The following is a 450-nucleotide window of genomic DNA, read 5'->3' on the forward strand; positions in this document are numbered from 1 at the left end:
CCTGCCTCCCAGCCGGCGGCGCGGGCCCGGCGGCCGGGTGCGGGTGAGCGCGGTACGAGGACCTCGCCTCCGGCCAGGGCGAGCTGGGGTTCTCCCGAGGTCGCGGCGGCCAGGACGGCCTGCCACGACTCGTCCGTGCCGTCGACGTCCAGCAGGACGAAGCGGCCGGGGTTCTCCGACTGCGCCGAGCGGATCAGGCCCCATACGGCGGCGCCGGGCAGGTCGTCGCCCGCCACCGCTCCTCGCGTGACGACGACCAGGGGGACGTCGGCGTACCGGTCCTGCTCCAGCCAGGACTGCGCCGCGGCGAGCACCTCGGTGGTCGCCGCCCGCGCCCCGTCCGCCGGGTCGGCGCCGGTGACCGGGTGGACGGGCAGGAGGCCAGCCGCGGCGGCGGTCCGTCCGGGTCCAGCGTGCCGACCCGGGCTCCGGCCGCCGCCAGGGCGGCGG

General features: G+C 79.6%; 1 protein-coding gene. It reads right to left on the minus strand.

Translation table 11 applies throughout. The features are described 5' to 3' along the window. Nucleotides 1-450, minus strand: a 450-nt coding sequence (locus ACWJ6R_RS38020; protein WP_449066807.1) for a SpnB-like Rossmann fold domain-containing protein, incomplete at both ends; no start/stop codon positions are given.

The sequence above is a fragment of the Planomonospora algeriensis genome (assembly GCF_977012225.1).